Origin of the sequence: Sphingomonas yantingensis (assembly GCF_014199325.1) — a bacterium.
Lineage (GTDB): Bacteria > Pseudomonadota > Alphaproteobacteria > Sphingomonadales > Sphingomonadaceae > Sphingomonas > Sphingomonas yantingensis.
The window spans coordinates 95891-121972 of the sequence record NZ_JACIJJ010000003.1 but is presented as its reverse complement, the minus strand read 5'-3'; the positions used below and the strand labels follow the sequence as shown (position 1 = coordinate 121972).

Annotated in this window: 26 protein-coding genes and 1 pseudogene; 13 read left to right on the top strand and 14 right to left on the bottom strand. The window is 67.9% G+C overall.

Going from position 1 to position 26082, the window contains the following annotated elements; all coding sequences use genetic code 11:
* Nucleotides 1–81: 81 nt before the first annotated feature.
* From ctrA to FHR19_RS10435, 3 genes are all read right to left on the bottom strand, one after another.
* Nucleotides 82–783 (bottom strand): response regulator transcription factor CtrA, encoded by a 702-nt coding sequence (gene ctrA, locus FHR19_RS10445; RefSeq protein WP_184027968.1) that lies wholly within the window; start codon nucleotides 781–783, stop codon nucleotides 82–84.
* Between the two features lie 112 nt (nucleotides 784–895).
* Nucleotides 896–1834, bottom strand: a complete 939-nt coding sequence (locus FHR19_RS10440) for a LysR family transcriptional regulator (protein WP_184027966.1) — start codon at nucleotides 1832–1834, stop codon at nucleotides 896–898.
* Between the two features lie 6 nt (nucleotides 1835–1840).
* Complete coding sequence (locus tag FHR19_RS10435; RefSeq protein WP_184027964.1) at nucleotides 1841–2506, bottom strand: RluA family pseudouridine synthase; 666 nt, start codon at nucleotides 2504–2506, stop codon at nucleotides 1841–1843.
* Between FHR19_RS10435 and FHR19_RS10430 the strand changes: the two genes are divergently transcribed.
* The 3 genes from FHR19_RS10430 (at nucleotide 2505) to FHR19_RS10420 (ending at nucleotide 4499) form a co-directional block, all read left to right on the top strand.
* Entirely contained in the window at nucleotides 2505–3299 is a 795-nt protein-coding gene (locus FHR19_RS10430; RefSeq protein WP_246359466.1) for a M15 family metallopeptidase, read from the top strand. The two genes, FHR19_RS10435 and FHR19_RS10430, sit on opposite strands and share 2 nt — an antisense overlap.
* 3 nt (nucleotides 3300–3302) lie before the next feature.
* Complete coding sequence (locus tag FHR19_RS10425) at nucleotides 3303–3719, top strand: hypothetical protein (protein WP_184027962.1); 417 nt, start codon at nucleotides 3303–3305, stop codon at nucleotides 3717–3719.
* A 204-nt stretch (nucleotides 3720–3923) separates the two neighbouring features.
* Nucleotides 3924–4499: a manganese efflux pump MntP gene (locus FHR19_RS10420; protein WP_184027960.1), complete on the top strand. Its 576-nt coding sequence runs from the start codon at nucleotides 3924–3926 to the stop codon at nucleotides 4497–4499.
* Between the two features lie 4 nt (nucleotides 4500–4503).
* On the opposite strand, the gene FHR19_RS10415 is transcribed toward FHR19_RS10420, so the two are convergent.
* On the bottom strand, nucleotides 4504–4794 hold the full coding sequence (locus FHR19_RS10415; RefSeq protein ID WP_184027958.1) for an I78 family peptidase inhibitor: 291 nt from the start codon (nucleotides 4792–4794) through the stop codon (nucleotides 4504–4506).
* A complete protein-coding gene (rnd, locus tag FHR19_RS10410; RefSeq protein ID WP_184027956.1) occupies nucleotides 4791–5996 on the bottom strand; it encodes a ribonuclease D in 1206 nt (401 codons plus the stop codon). Before rnd ends, FHR19_RS10415 begins: the two co-directional genes overlap by 4 nt.
* A 100-nt stretch (nucleotides 5997–6096) precedes the next feature.
* On the opposite strand from rnd, the gene aspS reads away from it, so the two are divergent.
* A complete protein-coding gene (gene aspS / locus FHR19_RS10405; RefSeq protein ID WP_184027953.1) occupies nucleotides 6097–7899 on the top strand; it encodes an aspartate--tRNA ligase in 1803 nt (600 codons plus the stop codon).
* 125 nt (nucleotides 7900–8024) lie between these two features.
* Here the strand turns inward: aspS and FHR19_RS10400 are convergent, their stop codons facing one another.
* Nucleotides 8025–8684, bottom strand: a complete 660-nt coding sequence (locus tag FHR19_RS10400) for a carbonic anhydrase (protein ID WP_184027951.1) — start codon at nucleotides 8682–8684, stop codon at nucleotides 8025–8027.
* A gap of 131 nt (nucleotides 8685–8815) precedes the next feature.
* On the opposite strand from FHR19_RS10400, the gene lipA reads away from it, so the two are divergent.
* Both lipA and FHR19_RS10390 read left to right on the top strand, forming a co-directional pair.
* Entirely contained in the window at nucleotides 8816–9742 is a 927-nt protein-coding gene (gene lipA / locus FHR19_RS10395; protein WP_184027949.1) for a lipoyl synthase, read from the top strand.
* A complete protein-coding gene (locus FHR19_RS10390) occupies nucleotides 9742–10224 on the top strand; it encodes a type II toxin-antitoxin system RatA family toxin (RefSeq protein ID WP_184027947.1) in 483 nt (160 codons plus the stop codon). The genes lipA and FHR19_RS10390 overlap by 1 nt, the downstream gene beginning before the upstream one ends.
* Here the strand turns inward: FHR19_RS10390 and FHR19_RS10385 are convergent.
* Genes FHR19_RS10385 through FHR19_RS10375 form a run of 3 tightly spaced genes read right to left on the bottom strand, consistent with a single transcriptional unit; the run spans nucleotide 10164 to nucleotide 12378 of the window.
* On the bottom strand, nucleotides 10164–10685 hold the full coding sequence (locus tag FHR19_RS10385) for a CinA family protein (protein WP_184027945.1): 522 nt from the start codon (nucleotides 10683–10685) through the stop codon (nucleotides 10164–10166). The genes FHR19_RS10390 and FHR19_RS10385 overlap by 61 nt on opposite strands.
* 5 nt (nucleotides 10686–10690) lie before the next feature.
* Nucleotides 10691–11230 (bottom strand): hypothetical protein, encoded by a 540-nt coding sequence (locus tag FHR19_RS10380; protein WP_184027943.1) that lies wholly within the window; start codon nucleotides 11228–11230, stop codon nucleotides 10691–10693.
* Nucleotides 11230–12378 (bottom strand): bifunctional 2-C-methyl-D-erythritol 4-phosphate cytidylyltransferase/2-C-methyl-D-erythritol 2,4-cyclodiphosphate synthase, encoded by a 1149-nt coding sequence (locus FHR19_RS10375; protein WP_184027941.1) that lies wholly within the window; start codon nucleotides 12376–12378, stop codon nucleotides 11230–11232. The genes FHR19_RS10380 and FHR19_RS10375 overlap by 1 nt, the downstream gene beginning before the upstream one ends.
* A gap of 92 nt (nucleotides 12379–12470) precedes the next feature.
* Between FHR19_RS10375 and dusB the strand changes: the two genes are divergently transcribed.
* The 7 genes and pseudogenes from dusB to hflX all read left to right on the top strand — a co-directional run bounded on the left by dusB (nucleotide 12471) and on the right by hflX (nucleotide 21593).
* Nucleotides 12471–13469: a tRNA dihydrouridine synthase DusB gene (gene dusB / locus FHR19_RS10370; protein WP_184027939.1), complete on the top strand. Its 999-nt coding sequence runs from the start codon at nucleotides 12471–12473 to the stop codon at nucleotides 13467–13469.
* Complete coding sequence (locus FHR19_RS10365) at nucleotides 13445–14536, top strand: two-component system sensor histidine kinase NtrB (RefSeq protein WP_343053239.1); 1092 nt, start codon at nucleotides 13445–13447, stop codon at nucleotides 14534–14536. Before dusB ends, FHR19_RS10365 begins: the two co-directional genes overlap by 25 nt.
* Nucleotides 14494–15981: a nitrogen regulation protein NR(I) gene (ntrC, locus tag FHR19_RS10360; protein WP_184027937.1), complete on the top strand. Its 1488-nt coding sequence runs from the start codon at nucleotides 14494–14496 to the stop codon at nucleotides 15979–15981. Before FHR19_RS10365 ends, ntrC begins: the two co-directional genes overlap by 43 nt.
* Nucleotides 15982–16041: 60 nt before the next feature.
* A complete protein-coding gene (locus FHR19_RS10355; RefSeq protein ID WP_184027935.1) occupies nucleotides 16042–18312 on the top strand; it encodes a sensor histidine kinase in 2271 nt (756 codons plus the stop codon).
* Nucleotides 18309–19685: a nitrogen assimilation response regulator NtrX gene (gene ntrX, locus FHR19_RS10350; RefSeq protein WP_184027932.1), complete on the top strand. Its 1377-nt coding sequence runs from the start codon at nucleotides 18309–18311 to the stop codon at nucleotides 19683–19685. The genes FHR19_RS10355 and ntrX overlap by 4 nt, the downstream gene beginning before the upstream one ends.
* A gap of 118 nt (nucleotides 19686–19803) precedes the next feature.
* Nucleotides 19804–20304 (top strand): annotated as a pseudogene (gene hfq, locus FHR19_RS10345) (RNA chaperone Hfq); the annotation flags it as partial.
* On the top strand, nucleotides 20301–21593 hold the full coding sequence (hflX, locus tag FHR19_RS10340; RefSeq protein ID WP_184028913.1) for a GTPase HflX: 1293 nt from the start codon (nucleotides 20301–20303) through the stop codon (nucleotides 21591–21593). The pseudogene hfq and the gene hflX, both read left to right, overlap by 4 nt.
* Before the next feature lies 1 nt (nucleotide 21594).
* Here the strand turns inward: hflX and mazG are convergent, their stop codons facing one another.
* From mazG to metG, 5 genes are read right to left on the bottom strand one after another with little or no spacing between them, the layout of a single operon-like run.
* The gene (gene mazG / locus FHR19_RS10335) at nucleotides 21595–22335 is read right to left on the bottom strand and encodes a nucleoside triphosphate pyrophosphohydrolase (protein ID WP_184027928.1); all 741 of its coding nucleotides are present in this window, start codon (nucleotides 22333–22335) and stop codon (nucleotides 21595–21597) included.
* Between the two features lie 42 nt (nucleotides 22336–22377).
* The gene (locus FHR19_RS10330; RefSeq protein ID WP_184027926.1) at nucleotides 22378–22968 is read right to left on the bottom strand and encodes a retropepsin-like aspartic protease family protein; all 591 of its coding nucleotides are present in this window, start codon (nucleotides 22966–22968) and stop codon (nucleotides 22378–22380) included.
* Entirely contained in the window at nucleotides 22965–23729 is a 765-nt protein-coding gene (locus FHR19_RS10325) for an MBL fold metallo-hydrolase (protein ID WP_184027922.1), read from the bottom strand. The genes FHR19_RS10330 and FHR19_RS10325 overlap by 4 nt, the downstream gene beginning before the upstream one ends.
* Entirely contained in the window at nucleotides 23726–24505 is a 780-nt protein-coding gene (locus tag FHR19_RS10320) for a TatD family hydrolase (RefSeq protein ID WP_184027919.1), read from the bottom strand. Before FHR19_RS10320 ends, FHR19_RS10325 begins: the two co-directional genes overlap by 4 nt.
* Nucleotides 24502–26058 (bottom strand): methionine--tRNA ligase, encoded by a 1557-nt coding sequence (gene metG / locus FHR19_RS10315; RefSeq protein WP_184027916.1) that lies wholly within the window; start codon nucleotides 26056–26058, stop codon nucleotides 24502–24504. The genes FHR19_RS10320 and metG overlap by 4 nt, the downstream gene beginning before the upstream one ends.
* Nucleotides 26059–26082: the final 24 nt, after the last annotated feature.

Sequence of the window (26082 nt, the reverse complement as noted above, 5' to 3'; positions counted from 1 at the left end):
CAGAAACGGCGCCGGATCCCCCGAACCGGCGCCGTTCCCCGTTTCCCCCCGCTCTGGGGAAGCTCATCGATCGTCAGAACGTCAGGCGACCTGCGCCTCGGGCGTTTCGTCCGGATCGCGCAGCACATAGCCGCGGCCCCAGACCGTCTCGATATAATTGTCCCCATCGGTCGCCATCGACAGCTTTTTGCGCAGCTTGCAGATGAACACGTCGATGATCTTGAGCTCGGGCTCGTCCATCCCGCCATAAAGGTGGTTGAGGAACATTTCCTTGGTAAGCGTCGTGCCCTTGCGGAGCGAAAGCAGCTCCAGCATCGCATATTCCTTGCCGGTCAGGTGGACGCGGGCGCCATCGACCTCGACCGTCTTGGCATCGAGGTTGACGGCCAGCTTGCCCGTCTTGATGACCGACTGCGAATGGCCCTTCGATCGGCGGACGACGGCGTGGATGCGCGCGATCAGTTCCTCACGGTGGAAGGGCTTGGTGACGTAATCGTCGGCGCCGAAACCGAAGCTGCGCACCTTCGAATCCATTTCGGCGACACCCGAAAGGATCAGCACCGGCGTCTGCACGCGAGCGACCCGCAGCTTCTTCAGCACGTCGTACCCGTGCATGTCGGGCAGGTTCAGGTCGAGAAGAATGATGTCGTAGTCATAGAGCTTGCCAAGGTCCAAGCCTTCTTCGCCGAGATCGGTCGAATAGACATTGAAGCCTTCGGTCGCGAGCATCAGCTCGATCGCCTTGGCAGTGGTAGGCTCGTCCTCGATCAGCAACACGCGCATCGGCCGGATCCCCTGTCCCTGTGGCGAGATGCGCACTGCCCCCTTTGGCCGGCCGCTCGCTGGACTTCAGCATTAACCTAAACAGCTCTGAAGCCAAAAGGTTAATTTCTCGCTAAGGCGCAGTAATCCGCGAGTCCGCGTGCTTACCTTCTCGTTCGCAAACGTTACGGAAGCGTTCGGCAAGCCAGTCGATCAACAATTCGACCCGCGCCGGTCGGCGGGGACTGGGCGGCGTCAACAGGTGTAGTGCGACCGGAGGTGCGCGCCATTCCGGCAGGATCGCGACCAGCGCGCCCGAGGCAAGCTCGCGATCGACGATGAAGTCCGGCAGCCGCGCGATGCCGAGCCCCGCGGTGAGCGCGGGCAGCATCGCCTCCCCATTATTGGTCATCAGCGGCCCGGCGGCGCGCACCGCCGCGGTTTCGCCGCCCGGCCCCTGGAACAGCCAGGTGGCGTTCGGCAGGTTGGTGTAGCTGAAACAGGCATGCTCGGCGAGTTGCGCCGGGTGCGTCGGCGTGCCCGCACGCGCCAGATAGGCGGGGCTGGCGACGACATGCGCGGTGACGGCAGACAGCCGCCGCGCGCGTAGCGAGCTGTCGGGCAGGTCGGCGATGCGCAGCGCGATGTCGATCCCCTCGGCCACGATGTCGACGCGCGAATCGGAGAGCGCCAGCTCGACCTCGATCCCCGGATGCGCGGCCATGAAGTCGGCGATCGCGGGCGCGACGTGGCGGATGCCGAAGGTCATCGGCGCGGCGACGCGGACGAGGCCGGTGGGCGCGCGTGCGCTTTCAAGCGCGGTTTCCTCGGCGGCCTGTCCCTCGGCCAGGATGCGCTGCGCATGTTCGGCGAGCGACCGGCCGCTATCGGTCAGCGTCAGCCGGCGCGAGGTACGGTGGAACAGCGCGGTGCCCAGACGCGCCTCCAGACGGCTGATCGCCTTCGACACCGTCGCCTTGCTGATCCCGAGCGCCTGCGCCGCGCCGCTGAACGACCGCTGCTCGACCACACAGGCGAAGATCGCCCAGGCTTCGAAGTCGGGCAATTGCATCGGGGCTTAGTCCTCGCCGAACCCGGCGGCAGCAAAGCGCTCGGGTAGAGTTGCCTCGGCCTCGATCGGTGCTTTGCCCTCACGGGGCAGCGACAGGCGCTGCGCGTGGAGCAGCATCCCGCAGCGCTCCGCCCGCCCGTAATGCGGATCGCCGACGATGGGGATGCCGAGGCCGCTGGCCGCGTGAACGCGGATCTGATGCGTGCGTCCGGTTTCCGGGGTGAAGGCGACCAGTGAGCGGTCGCCCTCGGCGCGGATCACTTCCCAGTGCGTGACGGCACGCTTGCCGCGCGGATCGGGGACGATTCGCCAGCCGGCCTCTACGGTCGAAACCTTGCCGAGTGCCATGTCGATCGTGCCGGTTTCCTCGCTTGGGACACCGGCGAGCACGGCCAGATACCGCTTCGCCACGAGCCCGCTTTCGAAGGCTTGCTGGAACCGCTTGTGCGCCTTGGGGTTGCGCGAGAGCAGAAGGCAGCCGCTGGTGTCGCGGTCGAGCCGGTGGACGGGAAGGGGCGCGCGTTTGAAGCCGAAGGTCAGGTCATCGAGCATCGCGGCAACGCTGGGCGATCGGTCGCGCGGTTCGTCGACGGGCAGCCCGGCGGGCTTGTCGAGGATCAGCGCCTCGCCGTCGATGAAGAGGACGCGGTCGGCTAGGTCGGGACGGTTCATGGCCCCGCGCCTAGCATGGGCGGCGCTGGTCGGGGAGGGGGCGCTGCTCGCGCTCGCCGGCTGCGCGCCGGTGGCGAAGCCCGCACCCGCGGTAACGGTCGCGGCCCCCGCGCCGATGACGCCGCTGCCTGCCGCGCCGCCGCCGGTGCTGGTCGCCGCGGCGCGCCCGCCGATGGCGCTGTGCGGGCGCGGCATCGTGTCGCCGGGGCCGGACGGGCGAATGCTCAACCATTTTCCCTATCCCGAGATGCCGGCGAGCGCGCTGGTCCCCGCACCCGCCTCGCTCGGCGACAGCGGGTGCCGGGTGCATCCGGCGATGCTGCCCGATCTCCAGCGCCTGATCGCCGCGGCTGATGCCGACCCGCGCGTGGCGGGGAAACTGCGCGCCGTTTCCTGCCAACGAAGTATCGCGTTCCAAGAGCGGACGTTCTGCGCCGGCATCCTGTCGGGGCGGACGCAGGGGTTCACCGACCGCGCCTGGGCCTCCGCCCCGCCGGGGCACAGCGAGCACGCGACGGGCTATGTCATCGACTTCGGCACGCGCGACCGCGGCGGGTGCCCGGACGCCGACGCCTGCTTCGCGGCGAGCGACATGGGCAAGTGGCTGCTCGCCAATGCCGCGCGCTATGGCTTCGAACTGAGTTTCCCCGCGGGAAACAGGCAGCAGGTAAAGTGGGAGCCGTGGCACTGGCGCTGGGTCGGGACGAGCGCGGCGGCGGCGGGAGCGGAACCGGCGCGGCGAACCTTTGCCTTGGCGCGGGCGAAGTTTCCGGCGAACCCGGGCGTTGAGTGATTGGTGGGCACGGCGAACCTCGATCTTACCGGCGAGTGGTCGGGCGACTATAGCTATCCGGGCCTGATCGGACCGACGACGCCGTTCCTCGCGACGCTGACCGAAACGGGCGGGCGGCTGACAGGGACGGTCATCGAGCCCGACACGGTGACGGGCGCACCCGTGATCGAGGCGACGATCGCCGGGATCCGCGCCGGGCAGAACGTGGATTTCACGAAGAGCTATGGCCCCGCGGCGTCGGAAGGCTACGGCACGCCGGTCGATTATGTCGGCACGCTTTCGGGCGACGGCAACACGGTGGCGGGCGTGTGGAGCCTCCTCGATTTGGACGGCCAGTTCGAGATGCGGCGCGAGAGCGGGCAGGTCCAGACGGTTGAAAAGCGCGTTGCCGAGACGATCGGTCCAATCGGAACGGGTTGATCCGATTACCTAGCTGGCCTAGATGGCCGGCAACCTTGGGGAGTAGTCACCCGCACCAGCGGGGCTGTCGTCAACAAGCTCGATCCATCGGATCGTGGCGGCAGCAGCGGTTTGAGGCCGCCCGACGAGACCAACGGCAGCGCCGGTCCGCTTTGGGCCATGGTCGGTCGCTGTCGTTCGTCACCGGCCCCCAGGATTTGTCACATGCCCGGTATCCTCACGCTCGGCGCGCTTGGCGCCAGCCTTTCGGTCGACGCCTTTGCCGCCGCGCTCGGCAAGGGGGCGCAGGCGCCGCGGACGCGGTGGCGCGACGCGCTGCGCGTCGGCGCGGTATTCGGCTTCTTCGAGGCGCTGACGCCGGCGGCGGGCTGGCTGCTCGGTTATCTGGTCAACGACTGGATCGCCGACTGGGACCACTGGGTGTCGTTCGTGCTGCTGGCCGTCATCGGCGGGCACATGATCGTGCAGAGCCTGCGCGGTGGTGACGCTGCCGAAGCGGCGCCCGCCGCGAGCGAGACCAATTATTTCCGGCTGATGCTGACCGCGCTCGCCACCAGCATCGACGCGGCGGCCGTCGGCGTCACGCTGGCGTTGATGGACGTCAACATCGCGGTGGCGTGCATCGTTATCGGCGGAGTCACCTGCCTCGTCGCCACCGGCGGCGTGATGCTGGGCAAGCGGGTGGGGCCGTATCTGGGTAACTACGCCGGGATCGTCGGCGGCGTTGTGCTGGCGGGGATCGGCACCGCGATCCTCCTCCAGCACACCGGCGTCATCTGACACCTCAGCCGCAGGACAGCTTGACGATCTTCCCCCCGGCGTCGACCTCGACATTCAGGCGGTCGGGGCGGAAGTCCATCGTCAGCGCCGAGCCGCTTTCGTAGCGGCGGAGGGTACGCGCGCCCGACGCAGCCTTGGCGCTTTCGACCGTGGCCGGGTCGCCTGCCTGGCCGATCAGCTTCTGAATGGGCGTAGCATCGCACTGCGCGCCGCTCGCCGGATCGGCCGTGGCGGGCGCTGGTGTCTGGGTACAGGCGGCGAGCGCCAGCAGGGCGATCGGGGTGAAGCGGATCATGCGGCTTCCTCTTCCTCGGCGGCATCCTCGGCCGGCTCTTCGGTGCGCGTCATCTTGAGCTTGCCGTTCCGAACCGCAAAGCCCAGCCGCCCCTCGACCAGCGCCACCGCATCGCGGCCGAATTGTTCGTAGCGCCAGCCGTTCAGAACCGCCAGGTCGCCGCGCTGCCCCGCCGCCAGCGCCTCGAGGTCGTCTGACCGGGCAAGCAGGCGCGCGGCGACGTTGATCTCCTTGGCGCGGATTTTAAGGAGGAGCTTGAGCAGGTCGGCGACCAGCGCGCCGTCCTTGCCCATGCCGGGCTTGCGGTCGTCGCGCGCGGGCAGCTCGTCGCTGCGCATCGGCTTGGCGGCTTCGAGCGCAGCCATCAGCCGGCCGCCGATGTCGTTGCCGCCCCAGGTCGCCGACAGGCCGCGCACGCGGGCAAGGTCGCCCTGGCGTTTGGGCGGATTGGCGGCGAGATCGGCGATCGTCTCGTCCTTGACGATCCGCCCCCGGGGCAGGTCCTTGCCCTGCGCCTCGAGCTCACGCCAACGGGCCAGCGCCTTCAGCCGGCCGAGCACCTCGGGCTTGCGGCTGTTGATGCGGACGCGCTGCCACGCCTCGTCGGGATCGTTGAAATAGTTGGCGGGGTCCGCCAGCCGCTCCATCTCCTCGTCCAGCCACAGGCCGCGGCCGGTGCGGCGCAGCTTGTCCAGCATCCGCGGAAAGATTTTCGACAGATGCGTCACGTCGGCGATCGCATAATCGATCTGGCGCGCATCGAGCGGCCGGCGCGACCAGTCGGTGAAGCGCGCGCCCTTGTCGACGGTGATGCCCAGATAACTGTCGACGAGGTTCGAGTAACCGATCTGTTCGCCCTGACCCAGCGCCATCGCCGCCACCTGCGTGTCGAACAGTGGGTGCGGGGTCTTGCCGGTGAGGTTGTAGATGATCTCGATATCCTGCCCGCCGGCGTGGAAGACCTTGAGCACTTCCTCGTTCTCGGTAAGCAGGTCGAGCAGGGGCTTCAGGTCGATGCCCGGCTGCATCGGGTCGATCGCGGCGGCCTCGTTCTCGTCCGCGATCTGGATCAGGCAGAGCTCGGGCCAGTAGCTGTTCTCGCGCATGAACTCGGTGTCCACCGCGACGAAGGGCGAATTGGCGAGCCGGGTGCAAAGATTGGCGAGGGCGGCATTGTCCTCGATAAGTCCGTGTATGTGCATCGCCCCCCCATAGAACCAGTCGCGCGGGTTGACAAAGAGGGGAAGGGACCGGATGCGCGGCGACCATCCCGTTTCGCGCTGAACCGAAAGAGCAACGACCATGCACGCCTATCGCACGCACCATTGCGGCGCCCTTCGCGACACCGATGTCGGCCAGGAAGTCCGCCTGTCGGGCTGGGTGCACAAGAAGCGCGATCACGGCGATCTCGTCTTCGTCGACCTGCGCGACCATTACGGCATCACCCAGATCGTGACCGAGGTCGACGGCCCGGTGTTCGCCGTCATCGAATCGCTGCGCAGCGAATCGGTGGTGACGATCACAGGCAAGGTGGTGGCGCGTGCGGCCGAGGCGGTGAACCCCAACCTGCCCACCGGCGCGATCGAGATCCGCGCGACCGATGCGGTGGTCCAGTCGATGGCCCACGACCTGCCGATGCCGGTCGCCAGCGACAACGAATATCCCGAGGATATCCGCCTTCGCTATCGCTTCGTCGATCTGCGCCGTGAGAAGGTGCATGCCAACATCATGCTGCGCGCCAGCGTCATCGCCTCGCTTCGCAAGCGGATGATCGATCAGGGCTTTACCGAGTTCCAGACGCCGATCCTGACCGCGTCGAGCCCCGAGGGTGCGCGCGACTATCTGGTCCCCAGCCGCGTCCATCCGGGCAAGTTCTATGCGCTGCCCCAGGCGCCGCAGATGTTCAAGCAGCTGCTGATGGTCGCTGGCTTCGACCGCTATTTCCAGATCGCGCCCTGCTTCCGCGACGAGGATGCGCGCGCCGACCGCAGTCCGGGCGAATTCTACCAGCTCGATTTCGAGATGAGCTTCGTCACGCAGGAGGACGTGTTCGCCGCGATTGAGCCGGTGCTGCACGGCGTGTTTGAGGAGTTCGCCGACTGGCAGGGCAAGGGCCGCACCGTATCTGCGCTGCCGTTCAAGCGCATCCCTTACCGCGAATCGATGCTGAAGTACGGCAACGACAAGCCTGACCTGCGTAACCCGATCGAGATCGTCGACGTCACCGACCACTTCCACGGCTCGGGCTTCGGCATCTTCGCATCGCTGGTCGAGGGCGGCAGCGTCATTCGCGCGATCCCGGCGCCGGGCGCGGGCGCGGGCAGCCGCAAGTTCTTCGACGACATGAACAACTGGGCGCGGGGCGAGGGCTATTCGGGCCTCGGCTACATCAACATCAAGGACGGCGTCCCCGGCGGCCCGATCGCGAAGAACCATGGCGAGGAAGCGACCGCGAAGTTGATCGCGGCCCTCGGCCTCGGTGAAAACGACGGCGTGTTTTTCGCCGCGGGCAAGGAAGGTCAGGCGGCAAAGCTCGCCGGCCTCGCCCGCACGCGCGTCGCCGAACAGCTCAATCTGATCGACCAGAACCGGTTCGAGTTCTGCTGGATCGTCGACTTCCCGATGTTCGAATATGACGAGGACGCCAAGAAGGTCGACTTCAGCCACAATCCCTTCTCGATGCCGCAGGGCGAGATGGAGGCGCTGGAGAGCAAGGACCCGCTCGATATCCTTGCCTATCAGTACGACATCGTCTGCAACGGCGTCGAATTGTCGTCGGGCGCGATCCGGAACCACAAGCCCGAGATCATGTACAAGGCATTCGAGATCGCCGGCTATTCCCAGGCCGAGGTCGATGCGAACTTCTCGGGCATGATCAATGCGTTCAAGTGCGGCGCCCCGCCGCATGGCGGGTCTGCACCGGGCGTCGACCGCATCGTCATGCTGCTCGCCGACGAACCCAACATCCGCGAGGTCATCACCTTCCCGATGACGCAGAAGGCCGAGGACCTGATGATGAACGCCCCCTCCGCGGTCACCGCCAAGCAGCTTCGCGAGCTGGGCATCCGCATCGTCGAGGCGCCGGGGGCGAAGCCCGCGGCCTGAAAAAAAACGGCGCGCCGCTTTCTGGCGGCACGCCGTTCAGGAATGCGCCCCCGGGGTTTGGGGGGAAGGGGCGCGAGGGAACTCAGGGGCCGCCGATTGCTAAATGCATCCGGCGGCCTTTTCCGTCAGGCGTTTTCGGTTTCGACCTGCACCGGCTGCGGGAAGTGGAACTTGCCGTCTTCGCCCAGCACGTGGAGTTCGCCGTCCATGATCGCGAAATAGGCGCCGTGGACCTTGAGCTCGCCCGCTGCCTTGGCCTTCTGGACGAAGGGGAAGGTGTCGAGATTGGCGATCGACGTGCGGACCGCCTCATATTCCATCTCGCGGCTGGCGTCGGGGCCATCGCCGTGGCTCGCTTTCACCTTCTCGCGCGCGTCGTCGAGGATGCTGACCCAGTCGCGGACGAAGCCGCCCTCGCCGGGCTCGGCGTCCTTGAACACGTTGGACAGCGCCGCGGCGCAACCGCCGCACGCGCCGTGACCCATGACGACGATCTCCTCGACCTTGAGCTTCGTCACCGCGAACTCGAGCGCGGCGGAAACGCCGTGGCGCCCGCCGCCCGTCTCGCACGGCGGCACCAGCGCGGCGACGTTGCGGACGACGAAGATCTCGCCCGGCATCGTGTCGAAGATCTGCGCCGGCTCGACGCGGCTGTCGGAGCAGGCGATGATCATCACCTTGGGCTCCTGCTTCTCGCGCAATTCCTCCCAACGCTCACGCTGGCGGCGCAGGTCGGAGGTGCGGAAGCGGTGATAACCGTCGATCAGGTCGTTGAAGTAGGTCATTTGGCCTCCCGACAGGGGTGAATAGAGTGGACGCTAGCTAGGGACCGGCGTTTTGCCGGGCAACGAACGCTTTGTGTCAAATCGTGTCCGGCCCGATTGTTTCCGGCGGCGTCCGGCTCTATTTGGGCGCGATGACCGACAGCCCCGTGCTCGCACCCCGCGCGCCCCGCACGCGCAAGCCCGACTGGATTCGCGTCAAGGCCCCGACCTCGGCCGGGTTCGCCGCGACGCGCGAGCTGATGCGCTCGAAAAGCCTGACGACCGTCTGTGAAGAGGCGGCGTGCCCAAACATCGGCGAATGCTGGTCGAAGAAGCACGCCACGGTGATGATCCTGGGCGACACCTGCACCCGGGCCTGCGCCTTCTGCAACGTCAAGACCGGCATGCCGCGCGCGGTCGACCGTATGGAGCCGCAGAACGTCGCCGATGCCGCAGCGCAGATGGGGCTCAACCACATCGTCGTCACCTCGGTCGATCGCGATGACCTGCCCGACGGCGGCGCCAGCCAGTTCGTCAAGGTGATCAAGGCGATCCGCGCGTCGAACCCGACGACGACGATCGAGATCCTGACCCCTGACTTCCGCAACAAGGCGGAGGCCGCGGTCGAGGCGATCGTCGCGGCCCGGCCCGACGTCTACAACCACAACCTCGAGACCGTGCCGCGGCTCTATCCGACGATCCGGCCGGGCGCGCGCTACTATGCCTCGCTGCGCCTGCTCGAGAGCGTGAAGCGGCATGATCCGTCGATCTTCACCAAGTCGGGCATCATGCTCGGCCTCGGCGAACAGCGGCTCGAGGTGCATCAGGTGATGGACGACATGCGCTCTGCCGATGTCGATTTCCTGACGATGGGCCAGTATCTTCAGCCGACGCCGCGTCACGCGAAGGTCGAGGATTTCGTGACGCCGCAGGCGTTCGACGCCTATGCCGCGATCGCGCGCGCCAAGGGGTTCCTCCTCGTCGCGTCCTCGCCGCTCACGCGGTCGAGCTATCATGCGGGCGACGATTTCGAGCGGCTGCGCGCCAATCGCGAGGCGAAGCTCGCGCGCGCCCGCTGATGCCCAAGCATAGCGAGACGCGGGCGCTGCCCTACAGCCCCGAGCAGATGTACGACATGGTCGCCGATGTCGGCCGCTATGCCGAGTTCCTGCCTTGGGTCAGCGCGATTCGGGTGCGGTCGGACAGCGAGACCGAGATGGTCGCCGACATGATCGTCGGCTTCAAGGGGCTACGCGAGAGCTTCACGTCGCGCGTGCAGAAGGTGCGGCCGAGCAAGATCCGCGTCGAATATGTCGACGGTCCGCTCAAGTACCTCCACAACGACTGGGGCTTCCGCCCCGACGGCAAGGGCGGCTGCCTCGTCGACTTCGCGGTCGATTTCCAGTTCAAGAGCCGGATGTTCGAGATGCTGGCGGGCCAAGTCTTCGACCGGGCGCTCAGGAAGATGATCGGCGCCTTCGAGGAGCGCGCAGCGACGCTCTATGCCTCGGGCGCGGGCGAGTCCGGCAGCAGCAGGTCGAGCGCGCACGACGCCGCCTGAAGCCGGATACCGGCGCGGCCGTTATTCTCGAACACGCGCGAATCGGCGTGCACGTCCTGCGGGTCTGCGCCGCGGACCGCGCGGGCGAAGACGACGGTGCCCACGGGCTTCTTGTCGCTGCCGCCGCCCGGCCCGGCGATGCCGGTGATCGCGACCGCCACATCGGCACCCGACTTCTCCAGTGCCCCCTGCGCCATCCGCCACGCCACCGCGATCGAGACGGCGCCGAAGGTTTCGAGCACGTCGAGGCTGACGCCCAGCGTCTTCATTTTGGCTTCGTTCGAATAGGTGACGAAGCCGGCGTCGAGCACGTCGGATGAGCCCGGAATCTCGGTCAGCGCCGCGGCGACGAGGCCGCCGGTGCAGCTCTCGGCCAGCGCGACGCTGCGCCCGCGGGCGCGGTTCTCCTCGACCACGCGGCGGGCGAGGGTGACGAGTTCGGGGGGAAGCAGGGTATCCATGGCGCTCAGCGCGCTCCGTTAACGCAGATCGGCAGGGGCGAGCGGCGGCCCGTCTTTCGATCGCGGTCGTTGGCGAGTTGCAGGAACGCAACGGCGATCCCGGCGATGTTCTGGGGTGGCAGCGGCGCGACGAGCGACAGGATGCGGTCGATCTGTGGGCAGTCGGCGGCCTTGATCTCCTGCGCGACCAGCGGCGCGACGAGCGACGACACGGCGGGCGCGGCGAACGCGCTGTCGAGCAGCGGCGCGACATCGGGACCAGCGACCTTGGCAATCCCGGCGCGGGCAGTCGGCCATGCGTCGGCGCTCGCATCGATGTAGCGGCGGCCGAGGTCGGGATTGCGGCGCAGATAGGCGCTGGCGCCCAGCACCGGCGCGCAGGTCCGCGTCGCCTGAGCGAGCAGGTCGGGGGCGAGATACAGCAGAACAGCCTCGCCCTCACGCGGCGTAAGGCAGCTACTGGTCTGCGCCGTCGCCGCGGCGGGTGCCGCCAGTGCGGCGAGCATCAACGCGCCGCGGACCAGCGGCGAGGGGGTCTTCGTCATCATGCCTGTCCCGGAATGCGGATCGTCGCGCACGCCTGTGCCGCGACCCCCTCGCCGCGGCCGGTGAAGCCCAGCCGTTCGGTCGTCGTTGCCTTGACGCTAACGTGGGCCACCGGAAGCTGCAAGATTTCGGCGATCCGCTCGCGCATCGCCTGACGGTGCGGGCCGATCTTCGGCGCCTCGCACATCAGGGTGAGGTCGACGAAATCGACGATCCCGCCCGCTGCCCGCACCAGCCCGGCGGCGTGGGCGAGAAACTGGTCGGAGCGCGCGCCCTTCCACTGCGGGTCGCTGGGCGGAAAGTGGAGGCCAATGTCGCCCGCACCGATCGTGCCGAGCAGCGCGTCGGTGATCGCATGGAGCGCCACGTCGGCGTCGCTATGCCCGGACAGCCCCTTGTCGTGCGGGATGAGCACGCCGCCGAGCCAGAGTTCCTCGCCCGCCTCAAGCCGGTGCACGTCGAAGCCGGTGGCGCTGCGGCTGACCAGCGTGCCGGCAAGGCGCGCTTCGGCAGCGGCGAAGTCGGCGGGGTAGGTGATCTTGTCGAGCATCGGGCTTCCTTCGACGAGCGCCACGGTATGGCCGGCGGCGCGCAACATCTGCGCATCGTCGGTCGCCTCGGCATCGGCGGGCCAGGCGTCGTGCGCGGCGATCAGGTCGGCGAGGCGGAACGCCTGCGGCGTCTGAATGCGGACGAGGCCGTCGCGCGGCACGGTGTCGCCCAGCACCTCGATCCCGCGCGCCAGCGTGTCGGCCACGGCGATGGCGGGTGTGGCCCCGGCGTCGCCGTCCAGTGCCGCGACCAGCGCATCGACGACCGCGGCGGGGACGAAGGGGCGGGCAGCGTCATGGACGAGGACGCGCTCGATCCCCTCGGCCGCGAGCCTGTCGAGGCCCGCGCGCACCGACTCGCGCCGCGTCGCGCCACCGATGACGAAGGGCACCTCGCCAAGCGCCGCGGCAAGCTCGCCTTCCTGTCCGCTCGCGATTGCGACGAGGACTTGGTCGATCGCCGGGTGCGCGGACAGCGCCGCGTGGCTCCACGCAAGCATCGGCCGTCCGCCGAGCGTGCGGAACTGCTTGGGGCCGCCGGCACGCGTGCCCTGTCCGGCGGCGACGATGAGGGCTGCGGTCTTGAGGCGATCCATCGCCGCGCGCCTAGCCCAATCGCGAGAGGCCCGCCAGCCTTGCCAGTCGCGGGTCATTGGAGTAGGGGCTGCCTGTTTTTCAGGCAGTTTTCATGACCCAGCTTTCGCCCATCCAGATCGGTCCGGTGCGGATCGACAGCCCCGTGATCCTCGCGCCGATGACCGGCGTCACCGACCTGCCGTTCCGCAAACTGGTGCGCCGCTTCGGATCGGGCCTCAACGTGACCGAGATGATCGCCAGCCAGGCGATGATCCGCGAGACGCGCCAGTCGCTGCAAAAGGCGGCGTGGGACCCGGTCGAGGAGCCGGTGTCGATGCAGCTTGCCGGCTGCAGCCCCAAGGAAATGGCCGAGGCAGCGAAGCTCAACGAGGATCGCGGTGCGGCGATCATCGACATCAACATGGGCTGCCCGGTGAAGAAGGTGGTGAACGGCGACGCGGGCTCGGCGCTGATGCGCGACCTGCCGCTCGCCGCCAGCCTGATCGACGCGGTGGTCAAGGCGGTGAAGGTGCCCGTCACCGTCAAGATGCGGATGGGCTGGGATCACACCAGTCTCAACGCCCCCGAACTCGCGCGGATCGCGCAGGATCTGGGTGCGCAGCTCATCACCGTCCACGGGCGCACCCGCAACCAGATGTACAAGGGCAATGCCGACTGGGCGTTCGTCCGCCGGGTCAAGGACGCGGTGAGCCTGCCCGTCATCGTCAACGGCGACATCTGCTCGATCGAGGATGCCGAGACCGCACTCGCGCAATCGGGCGCGGACGGCGTGATGATCGGCCGCGGCGCCTATGGAAAGCCGTGGCTGCTCGGCCAGGTGATGCAGCATTTTGCGACCGGGCGGCAGGTCGCCGACCCGTCGATCGAGGCGCAGTACGAACTGATCGCCGAGCATTACGACATGATGCTCTCCCACTACGGGACCGAGACGGGCGTCAACATGGCGCGCAAGCATATCGGTTGGTACACGCGGGGCCTGACCGGATCGGCGGAGTTCCGCAACCGCGTCAACCAGCAGCCCGATCCGAATGTCGTCAAGGCGATGCTCGCCGAATTCTACGCGCCGTGGCGTTCGCGCGCGGCAGCCTGATCGAGGGCGGGCTGACAGCGAGCAGCGGGCCGAGCGCGGCGGAGCTGTTCGCGGCGCTCCCCGTGGCGGTGCTGGTGCTCGATGCCGGCGACGGCATCGTCTTCGCCAACGGCGCGTGCGAGCTGCTGCTAAACCAGTCGGAACGATCGATACGCGGGCTGGGGCTGACACAGGTGCTGGAGCTGCCCGACGATTACGTCCGGAACCGTGACCGTGGTGGGCTGGCGCTCGTCGATACGGAGGTCGTGACGCGGCGCGGGCACCGCCTGCGCGTCGACATGGCGGAGGCGCTGCTGCCCGAGCGGGGCTGGCGGATCATCACGCTCCACGATGCGGTCGCCGGGCGGCGGCACGGCATGGCTGAGCGCGGCGGCGCGCGTGCGGCGATGGGCGCGGCGGCGATGCTGGCGCACGAGATCAAGAACCCGCTGTCGGGCATCCGCGGCGCGGCGCAGCTGCTCGGCGATGCCGGCGGCGAGCGCGAGCTGACCGAACTTATCACCACCGAAGTCGACCGCATCGCCGCGCTGATCGATCGGATGCAGGACTTCACCGACACCCGTGCGCCGGTGCTGGAAGCGGCCAACATCTATCCGCTGCTCGCGCATGCCAAGCGCGTCGCGCAGGCGGGCTTTGCGCGCGGCGTCGCGATCGAGGAGCGATTCGACCCCTCGCTGCCACACGTGCTGATCGACGGCGACCGCTTCGTGCAGGTCATAGTCAACCTGATGAAGAACGCGGCGGAGGCGCTGGCCGGGCATCCCGATCCGTGCATCCAGATCGCCACGGCCTATCGTCACGGCATGTCGGCCAGCGCCGCGCCGGGGCGCCCGCGCCAGAAGCTGCCGATCGAGATCTGCGTGCTCGACAACGGCCCGGGTGCCCCCGCCGACATCGCGGACCATCTGTTCGAGCCGTTCGTGTCGGGCAAGCCCGAGGGGCAGGGGCTGGGCCTGCCGCTGGTCGACAAGCTGGTGCGCGACATGGGCGGGATCGTCGCCTATGCGCGGGAGGGAGAGCCTGAATGGACGGTGCTGCGTATCCTGTTGCCGCGGGCGGACGCGTGATCGAGGGGCGGATCGGCAGCATCCTGGTCTGCGACGATGACGCGGCGATCCGCACCGTGGTCGCACAGGCGCTGCGCCGGGCGGGGCACCGCGTCGACACCGTCGCCTCCGTGGCGCAGCTCAGGGCCGAGATCGCGCGCGGGTTGCCCGATGTGCTCGTCACCGACGTGATCCTGCCCGACGGCAATGGCCTCGACGTCGTGACGTCGCTGACCGCCGATTATCCGGGCCTCCCGGTCATCGTCCTGTCGGCGCAGAATACGCTGACCACCGCCGTGCGCGCGACCGAGGCGGGGGCGTTCGATTATCTGCCCAAGCCCTTCGACCTCGCGGCCCTTGCCGATGCGGTTCAGGGCGCGCTGGCGAAGAGCGCCGCGCGGCCCGTCGATCTAGGGCCGGCGGAGGAGGGCGGCGGCCTGCTGATCGGTCGGTCGCCGGCGATGCAGGAGGTGTACCGCGTCATCGCCCGCGTGGTTGCCAACGACCTGACCGTTCTGATTTCGGGCGAATCGGGCACCGGCAAGGAGCTGGTCGCGCGCGCGATCCACGAGCTCGGACCGCGCCGCGCCGCGCCGTTCGTCGCGATCAACATGGCCGCGATCCCGCGTGAGCTGATCGAGGCCGAATTGTTCGGGCATGAGCGCGGCGCGTTTACCGGCGCGGCGGCGCGGGTGGCGGGGCGGTTCGAGCAGGCGGCCGGCGGCACGCTCTTCCTCGACGAGATCGGCGACATGCCGATGGAGGCGCAGACCCGGCTGCTGCGCGTGCTCCAGTCGGGCGAGTTCACGACGGTGGGCGGCGCGCGCACGATCCGCGCCGACGTGCGCATCGTCGCGGCGACCAACAAGGACCTGACCGCCTCCGTCCAGCAGGGCGCGTTTCGCGAGGACCTGTTCTACCGCCTCAACGTCGTGCCGATCAGTCTGCCCCCCTTGCGCGAGCGGCGGCAGGACGTGGGGCTGTTGGCGCGGCACTTCCTCGATCGCGCGGCCGAGAGCGGCCTGCCGCGCAAGGGCATCGACAAGGGCGCGCTGGCGCTGCTCGAAAGCCACGACTGGCCCGGCAACGTCCGCGAGTTGGAAAATCTGATGCGCCGCGCCGCTGCACTCGGCCGCGATGCGACGATCGATGCCGAGGAAATCCGTGCCAACCTCGGCAAGGGCGGTCCGCCCGTCGTTGCGGGCGAAGTCGATCCTGACCTGTCCGCCGCTGTCGCAGCGCGGCTCGACCGGATGGCGCGCGAGATGCCCCAGGCATTCGAGGACGGCAGCCTCTACGAACGCATCATCGCCGAGGTCGAACGGCCGCTGATCGAAGCGGTGCTCGCCCGTTGCGGCCAGAACCAGCTTCGCGCGGCGCGCATCCTCGGCATCAATCGCAACACGCTGCGCAAGCGTCTCGACACGCTCGGCATCGATCCTACTCGGCGAACCGTGAACGGGTAGCGACCAAATGACCCAAAGAATGTGTTTTCCAAGCAACGGCGACGTTGTACGCTTGCAACGATGGAGGCTGTTGCCGTTCCCGACGTACTAAATACCGAACCGCGCAAGCGCCTTGGCGTCACGCCGCTCGTCGAACTCGGCGTGCTCGCGCTGGCGGTCGCCATCGGCATCGCTACCTACTTCACGATCACCGCGGACCCGAGTTCGCCGCGGCCGCTCACGCCGCCGCTGGTGGCGTTGTTGATGGTCGCCAACCTTGTCCCCGCGGTGGCGCTGCTGGTGCTGATCGGCCGCCGCATCGCGATCAAGCGCGCGATGGCGACGGCGGCGGGCGGGCAGGGGCGGCTCCACGTCCGGCTTGTCGCGCTATTCTCGGTCCTCGCTAGCGTGCCGATGATCCTCGTCACGATCGTCGCGTCGATGCTGTTCCAGTACGGTGTCGAGTTCTGGTACTCCGACCGCGCCAAGGACATGATCGAGCGCGCGGCGACGCTTGCCAACGAATCCTATGTCGAGATGACGCGGTGGGTCGATGGCGAGAACGTCGCCGTCGGCAAGGACGTCGCGAACCTGTTGTCGAGCGGCTACGGCTTCGACACGACCGAGTTCGTCGGCACCTATGCGCAAAGCGTCTTGCAGCGCAGCCTGGCCGAATCGATCATCTTCGGCGTGTCGCCAAAGGGCGAGATACTGACCTTCGCGCTGCTCGACCCGTATGAGCGCGGGCTGGCGAGCAGCATCCGCGTCGCCGACGCCCGCGCGGTGCTGGCGGGCAAGCCCAGCGTCGTGATCGTCAGTGGCGAGCGGGTGCAGTCGATCGCGCCGGTGCCGGGCACGCAGTATCTCGTCGCATCGAGTCGCGTCGTCGGCGCCAAGGAGCTGATGCAGCGCAAGCAGCGCGCCGAGGGCGTCGTTGCCGACTATCGCGCGCTTCGCGAACGGTCGCGGTCGCTGCAGCTTCGGTTCAACCTCGCGCTGCTCGGCATCTCGCTGTTCATCGTCGGGCTCGCGGTGTTCGCCGCGCTCGCCATTGCCGATCGTCTCGTCCGGCCGGTCAACGACCTCGTCGATGCCGCGCGCCGTGTCGCAGGTGGCAATTTCGATGCGCGGGTCAGCATGCCCAAACGGATGGACGAGGTCGGCTCGCTGGCGGCTGCGTTCAACACGATGACCGAGCGGCTTAAGGAACAGACCGGCGCGCTCGTCACCGCCAATGCCGAATCCGAAAGCCGCCGCGCGCTGATCGAGGCGGTCATGTCGGGGGTGTCCGCGGGCATCGTCTCGATCGGGGCGGGGCGAACCGTGCGCCTGCTCAATAGCTCGGCCGCCAACCTGCTCCAGGTGGGCGAAAGCCATGCGATCGGCCGCCCGCTGGTCGAGGTCGCGCCGGAGCTCGACGCGCTGCTCGCGAGTGACCAGCGCGAGGCGGTGGTGCAGGTCGCGCGCGGCGGCGAGCCGCGGACGCTGGCGGTCAAGATTACGCGCGAAGCTGCCGGGCCGATCCTGACGTTCGACGATATCACCCAGCAGCTCGCCGACCAGCGGCGTGCCGCCTGGGCCGATGTTGCCCGCCGCATCGCGCACGAGATCAAGAACCCGCTCACCCCGATCCAGCTTGCGGCCGAACGTCTACAGCGGCGCTATGGCAAGAACATCGAGCCGAGTGACACGACCTTCTCGCGCCTGACCGAAACGATCGTTCGCCAGGTCGGCGACCTGCGCCGGATGGTCGACGAATTCTCGTCCTTCGCGCGGATGCCGAAGCCCGTGTTCCGCCGAGAATCGCTGGTCGATATCGCGCGCCAGTCGATGTTCCTGCACGAGGTCGGCCACCCGGGCATCGCCTTCCGCCTCGACGCCGATGCCGACGCACCCGTCAGCCTCGTCTGCGACCGGCGCCAGATCGGGCAGGCGCTGACCAACCTCATCAAGAACGCCGCGGAGGCGATCGAGGCGCGCCCGCCCGCCGACGACCTGCCGCAGGGCGAGATGGTGATGGCGCTGGCGAAGGCGAACGGCCGCGTCACGCTTTCGATCGCCGACAACGGCGTCGGCCTGCCGGTCGAGCGTGACCGCATCGTCGAGCCCTATATGACGACGCGCAGCCGCGGCACCGGCCTTGGCCTCGCGATCGTCAAGAAAATCGCCGAGGAGCATATGGGCACGATCGCCTTTGCCGATCGGCCCGGCGGCGGCACGGTCGTGACGCTTTCCTTCGACGCGCGCGCGCTAGAGCCGCTCGCCGCGCCCGAGGATGCCGAGGCGACGCCCGCGCCGACCGACGACGACCGTTTCCTGATGTTGACCCGTACCCGGAACCCGAACCCATGACCCTCGATATCCTCGTCGTCGACGACGAACGCGACATTCGCGAGCTGGTGGCCGGCGTGCTGGAGGACGAGGGCTATGACACGCGCTCGGCCGGTGACAGCGACGCGGCGCTCGAGGCGATCGCGACGCGACGGCCGAGCCTCGTCCTGCTCGACGTGTGGCTGCACGGCTCTCGCCTTGATGGGCTGGAGTTGCTGGAGGAGATCAAGCGGCGCGATCCCTCGCTTCCCGTGCTGGTCATTTCGGGCCACGGCAATCTCGACACCGCGGTCGCGGCGATCCGCCGCGGCGCGTCGGACTTCATCGAAAAGCCGTTCGAAGCCGAGCGGCTACTCCTTCTCGTCAAGCGCGCGACCGAGACCGAGCGGCTGCGCGCCGAGGTCGAGGACCTGCGCGCCAGTGTCGGCCGCGACACCGACCTCACCGGCAGTTCGGCGGCGATCAACACCGTCCGCGCGACGCTGAAGCGGGTGGCGCAGACCGGCAGCCGCGTGCTGATCTCCGGCGGACCGGGGGTCGGCAAGGAAGTCGCCGCGCGCCTGCTCCACGCTTGGAGCCAGCGCGCCTATGCACCGTTCGTGATCGTCAGCGCGGCGCGGATGACGCCCGAGCGCGTCGAGGAGGAATTGTTCGGCGTCGAGGAAGCGGGCGATCTCGTCCGCCCCGGCCTGCTCGAACAGGCCCATGGCGGCACGCTGTTCCTCGACGAGATCGCCGACATGCCGGTCGCGACGCAGGCGCGCATCCTGCGCGTCCTCACTGACCAAAGTTTCACCCGAGTCGGCGGCACGCGCGTCGTGAAGGTCGATGTGCGCGTGGTCTCCGCCACCGCGCGCGACCTGATGGTCGAGATCGGGGAGGGGCGGTTCCGCGAGGACCTCTATTATCGCCTCAACGTCGTCCCCGTTGTCATCCCGCCGATCGCCGACCGGCGCGAGGATATTCCGCCACTGGTCGAGCATTTCGTCGCGCGCTACGCTACCGACCGCCGCGTGCCGACGCCGGAGGTCGCACCCGATGCGATGGTCGCGCTGCAAAGCTATGAATGGCCGGGCAATGTCCGCCAGCTTCGCAACGTTGTCGAGCGAACGGTGATCCTTGCTCCCGGCGACCGGATCGGCCGTATCGACCTCGACCTGCTGCCGCCGGAAGTGCTTCAGACTGGCCGCGACGGCGGCGGGATCGGCGCGAGCGCCATCATGGGCACGCCGCTTCGCGAGGCGCGCGAAACGTTCGAGCGCGAATATCTGCGCGTCCAGATCCGGCGCTTTTCGGGCAATATCAGCCGCACCGCGAGCTTCATCGGCATGGAGCGATCGGCCCTCCACCGCAAACTCAAGCTGCTCGGTATTACCGAAACGCGCGAGGATTGAGGGGCGGGCGCTGGACGCCCGGCCCCGTCGTCCCTAACTTGGCATCACGCGCCGTCGTGGCGCGCGACCGACGCCGTGCAAAGCGGCGCGTAGCGGGTAATTCCCGCCAAGAACAAGGGATCGACCGATGGCCGACAAACAAACCTCGCTCCAGGACCAGTTCCTCAACGCGCTCCGCCGTGCGAAGACGCCGGTAACGATGTTTCTCGTCAAGGGCGTGAAGCTCCAGGGGATCGTCACCTGGTTCGACAATTTTTCGGTCCTGCTGCGCCGCGACGGCCAGTCGCAGCTGATCTACAAGCACGCGATCTCAACGATCATGCCCACGGGCAATGTCGACCTGTCGCCGATCATCGATAGCGTGTCGGATAACGGCAGCAAGAACCCCGTATTGCAGGAAATCTTCTTGAGCGCGGTGCGCCGCCAGCAGGAACCGGTGACGATGTTCCTCGTCAACGGCGTAATGCTTCAGGGGCAGATCGCCGCGTTCGACCTGTTCTGCATGCTGCTCCAGCGCGACGGCATGTCGCAGCTCGTCTACAAGCACGCGGTCTCGACGATCCAGCCGGCCAATCCGCTGAACCTCGCCGAGGAGCAGGCGCAGGGGGACGCAGCCTGAGCACCGGGTTCGATCGCGACGCCGAGGAGTTCGCCCGCGGCGCGCGCGCCATCGTCGTGCTGCCCGATCAGGGCGGCGCGAGCCGTGAGGTGGACGCCCGGCTCGAGGAAACCGCCGGCCTTGCCGCCGCCATCGGCGTCGAGGTGGTCGAGCGGGTGGGCCTGCGCGTTCGTCAGCCGCGCCCCGCAACACTGATCGGCGGCGGCCAGGTCGAAGGCCTGCACGAGCGGGTCGAGGCGCTAGATGTGGGTCTTGCCGTGTTTTACGCGGCGCTGACGCCCGTTCAGCAGCGGAACCTGGAAACCGGGCTTGGCTGCAAGGTCATCGACCGGACGGGCCTGATCCTCGAAATCTTCGGCGAGCGTGCGCGGACGGCCGAGGGGCGCTTGCAGGTCGAGCTCGCGCATCTCGATTACCAGTCGTCGCGGCTTGTGCGCAGCTGGACCCACCTCGAGCGGCAGCGCGGCGGCTTCGGCTTTCTCGGCGGCCCCGGCGAGACGCAGATCGAAGCCGACCGCCGAATGATCCGCGACCGCATGGCGCGCCTTCGCCGCGAGCTCGAACAGGTCAGCCGCACGCGCACGCTCCACCGCGACCGGCGCCAGCGCGCGCCGTGGCCGGTGGTCGCGCTGGTCGGCTATACCAATGCAGGCAAGTCGACGCTGTTCAATCGCCTGACCGGGGCGGGGGTGATGGCTGAGAACCTGCTGTTCGCGACGCTCGATCCTACGCTGCGCCAGGTATCGCTGCCGGGGATCGACAAGGCGATCCTGTCGGACACGGTGGGCTTCGTCTCCGACCTGCCGACGCAGCTCGTCGCGGCGTTCAAGGCGACGCTGGAGGAGGTGGTTTCGGCCGACCTGCTCATCCACGTCCGCGACATCGCGCATCCCGACAGTGAGGCGCAGCGTCAGGACGTCGAGGATGTGCTGACCGAAATCGGCGTCGATCCCGACACGCCGCGGATCGAGGCCTGGAACAAGCTCGATGCGCTGGATGACGTCGGCCGCGACGAGGTGATCGAGGATGCGCATGCCAAGACCGGCGTCGTCGCGATCTCGGCGCTGACCGGGGAGGGGGTGGACGACCTTGTCGCCGCGGCGGCGGCGTGGCTGACGGCAGGGCATCGGCGCTTCATCCTGACGCTAGATCCGGCCGACGGGGCGGGGGCGGCATGGCTGCACCAGCATGGCGAGGTGCTCGACCATTGGATGGCCGATGACGGTGCGCATTACGAGGTGCGACTGGCACCGGAAGACCATGAGCGATTCGTGAGCCGCGCCGGCTAAGTCACTCCGTGGACTTCACCTTTTGCCAGAGCGCTTCCTGGCTTTCGAGGTCGAGGGTCGGGAATGCTTCGCCGCCCTCGGCCTCCATTGCGCGAAAGCGGCGCTCGAACTTGGCGTTGCCCCGGCGAAGCGCGGCCTCGGGATCGATGCCGTGAAAGCGTGCCCAATTGACGACCGCGAATAGGAGGTCGCCGACTTCCTCGGCGCGGTGGTCGGGATCGGTGGCGGCCTCGACCTCGGCCAGTTCCTCGTCGATCTTCGCGCGCGCGCCGCTCGCGTCGGGCCAGTCAAAGCCGACGCGGGCGGCGCGCTTCTGGAGCTTCTCGGCGCGACTGAGCGCGGGCAGGCCGAGGGCGACCCCGGCCAGCGCGCTCTTGTCTTCCTTGCCGGCGCGCTCTTCGGCCTTGATCGCTTCCCAGAGATGGTGACCGCCATGCTTGCGGTCGCCGAAGATATGCGGGTGGCGGCGCTCCATCTTGTCGCTGATCGCGGCGACGACGTCGGCCAGCGTGAACGCCCCGGCTTCCTCGGCCATCCGGCTGTGAAAGACAACCTGGAGCAGCAGGTCGCCGAGCTCGTCCTTCAGTTCGCCCATGTCGCCGCGCTCGCACGCATCGGCGACCTCATAGGCTTCCTCGATCGTGTAAGGCGCGATCGAGCGGAAATCCTGCGCGCGATCCCATTCGCAACCATCGATCGGATCGCGCAGGCGCGCCACGATCGCGACGAGCCGTTCGACCATCAGGACAACTCCAAACGTTCGATAATGCACATTATGTAAATGTCAGCCGTGTTTCGGCTCGAGGATCAGCGTGCTGCCCTCGACCCGCCAACTACCCAGTCGCGACAGGAAGTTCATGCCGACTACGCTCATGTCGCCGAAACTTGGCGAGATGACGACCGACAGGTCGCGTGTTTCGAGGCCGCCGATCGCGAATGTCTGGGCGACGCCTCGACGCGCCTGGACCGGTCCGTTTGCGGTGGCGAGCATTACCGGAAAGTCCGCCTCGTCCGTGATCCCGGCGGCACGCGCCGCATCCTCGGACAAGGCCGTGATCGTCGCGCCGCTGTCGATCAGCATCTGCTGGCGCGTGCCGTTGATGCGAACATCGGCGTAGAAATGCCCGTCCGGCGACTGGCGGATCCGCACCGTATCACCCGACACCTGCTGTCCGGTCAGCCCCGCGCGCTCGGCAAGCAGGATCAGGCCGTCACGGTTGGCGAACAGGACGAACAATACGCCCGCGATCGCCGCCCAGCCGAGCAGATTGCGGACGATCACGCGCGCGGAAACACGGCGCGCGCTCAATGCGCTGAGCACGAGGATCAAGGCGCCGACGCCCCAGAGCAGCTCGACCGACGTGTCGCCGCTCATGGTACGAGCACCATGCCATCATAGCCGAGTTCGACGCCAGCCGGCAGCTCGGCATCGAGCGTCCGGTAATCCATCGAACTGTCCATGTGGATCAGCACCGCGCGGCGCGGTCCGACGCGTTCGATATGCGAAAGCGCGAGCGAGAGATGGTTATGCGACGGATGCGGATGACGCCGCAGCGCATCGAGAATCCAAATATCGCAACCTGAAAACGCATCTGCCATGTCAACGGTAAGATCATGAAAGTCCGTCGAATAAACGATACGTTTACCATCCTGCGCGAAGCTCAGCCCCGCACTGGTGATCTCGCCGTGCGGCTGATCGACGACCTCGATCGCCAAGCCGTCGATCGTCATCTCGGCTGGCAGCGCGCTGAGTGTCGCGACCGGGCGATAGCCGCCTCCGCCCTCGAACACATAGGTGAAGCGTGACGCCAGCACCGCGGCGGTCGCGGGGCGCGCGTAACCGGGCACGGGGCGGTCGAGCGCATGGGCGAGTTGGCGCAGGTCGTCGATGCCATGCGTGTGATCCGCATGATCGTGGGTCCAGATCACGGCATCCACCCGCCCGACATTCGCGGCGTTGAGCTGTTCGCGCATATCCGGACCGGTGTCGATCAGGATGCGAGTGTCGCCGCTTTCGACCAGCGCCGAGCAACGCGTCCGCCGGTTGCGCGGTTCGGCGGGATCGCAGGCGCCCCAGTCGTTGCCGATCCGCGGCACGCCCGACGACGTCCCGCACCCCAGCAACGTCAGCTTCATGCGCGCGTCTTTTGAAAGAGTGTGTGAAAGTTCGCGGCGGTCGCGGCGCCCATTGCCTCAGGCGTGGTCCCGCGAAGGTTCGCGAGAAACGCGCAGGTATCGGCGACGAAGCCCGGCTCACCCGACTTGCCCCGATGCGGCACGGGCGCGAGGAACGGCGCGTCGGTCTCGATCAGCAATCGCTCGATCGGGAGCCGCGCGGCGGTTTCCTGAAGATCGCGGGCGCTCTTGAACGTCACGATGCCGGAGATCGAGATGTAGAAACCCAGGTCGATCATCCGGTCGGCGAACGGCCCGGTGCCGGTAAAGCAGTGGATGACACCGGGAAAGGCCCCCTTCCCCAGTTCCTCTTCGAGCAACGCCGCGGTGTCGTCCTCGGCATCGCGGGTGTGGACGATGATCGGCAGGCCGGTTTCGCGGGCGGCGGCGCAGTGGGCGCGAAAGCTCGCCGCCTGGGCCGCACGGTCGCTGTGATCGTAGTAATAGTCGAGGCCGCATTCACCGAGCCCGACGACGCGGGGGTGCGCCGCGGCGGCGACCAGCTTGCCCGCATCCACATCGGGGTGCGCGTCCGCCTCATGCGGGTGGATGCCGACGCTGGCCCAGACGTCGGGCTCGCGCTCGGCAACCGCGATCACGTCACCCCATTCGCGTTCGCGCGTCGAGATGTTGAGCATCGCGGTCACGCCGCGCGCGCGCGCGCGTTCAAGGACGCTCTGCTGTTCCTCGACCAAGCCCTTGTAATTCAGGTGACAATGACTGTCGGCCAGCGTCATGCCGCCGCTTCCTCCTCTGGCACGTCCAGACGCGGGAAGATGGGGGTCGGGGCCACGATGCGAAAGCCCTCCCCGGCCTTTCGCGCGTACCAGCCCTCGTCGGCGAGCGCGGCATGATCGCGTTCGTCGGCGCCCAATTGGTCAAGCATCGCACCGGCGGCGGCCGGGACGACGGGCAGGATCGTGATCGCGAGCAGCCGGATCGCGCGGACCAGCGTGCCGAGCACCGCGTGCATACGCTCGGGATCGGTCTTGCGCAGCGACCAGGGGGCCTGCACGTCGATATACTGGTTGCAGGCGAAGACGCCGCGCATCCACCCCTCCAGCGCCGGGGTGATCGACTGATCGGCGAACAGGCGGACGAACTCGGCATTGGCGTCGGCGACCGTCGCCAGCAGCGCCGCGTCGGCCTCGTCACCGCGACCGGCCTGGGGCAGCGCGCCGTCGAGGTTCTTGGCGATGAAACTCAGCGTGCGCTGGGCAAGATTGCCGAAGCTGTTGGACAGGTCGGCATTGGCACGCGTCGCGATCGCGCGCGGGCTGTAACTGCCGTCCTGCCCCCAACTGATGTCTCGCAGCAGGAAGTAGCGGAGCGCATCGACGCCGAACGCATCCGCCAGCGCCAGCGGGTCGGCGACGTTGCCCAGCGACTTCGACATCTTCTCGCCCTTGTTCAGGACGAAGCCGTGCCCGAACACCTCGCGCGGCAGCGGCAGGTTCGCGGACATCAGGAAAGCCGGCCAGTAAACCGCGTGAAAGCGGACGATATCCTTGCCGATGACGTGCAAGTCGGCGGGCCAGTAGCGCCACAGATCGCCGCCGTCTGGATATCCCGCGCCGGTCAGATAGTTGGTCAGCGCGTCGACCCAGACGTACATGACATGCCCCGGGCTGTCCGGCACCGGCACGCCCCAGTCGAAGCTGGTGCGCGATACCGACAGGTCGGTCAGCCCCCCCTCGACGAAGCGCAGCACTTCGTTGCGGCGGGTTTCGGGGCGGATGAAGCCGGGATTGGCGGCGTAGAAGTCGAGGAGCGGCTGCTGATATTTCGACAGGCGGAAGAACCACGTCTCCTCCGCCGTCCATTCGACGGGCGTACCCTGCGGCGACAGGCGCTGGCCGCCCTCCCCGTCGGTCAGTTCCTTTTCCTCGTAGAACGCCTCGTCGCGGACCGAATACCAGCCCTCGTAGCGGTCGAGATAGAGGTCGCCGGATGCCTTCATCGCTTCCCAGATCGCCTGGCTGGCGCGGTAGTGATCGGCCTCGACGGTGCGGATGAAACGATCGTGGCTGATGTTAAGACGGCCCGCCATCTCGCTGAAATAGGCGGACATCTCGTCTGCCAGTTCGCGCGCGGTGATGCCGCGGTCGCGCGCGGTCTGCGCCATTTTGAGCCCGTGCTCGTCGGTGCCCGTCTGGAAGCGGACGTCGCGGCCCGCCTGCCGTTGGAAGCGGGCGATCGCGTCGGCGGCGATCATCTCATACGCGTGGCCGATATGCGGGCGGCCGTTGGGATAATGGATCGCGGTGGTGATGTAGAAGGGCTCGGACATTGCCCCGCTCTAGGGCGCGTCCCG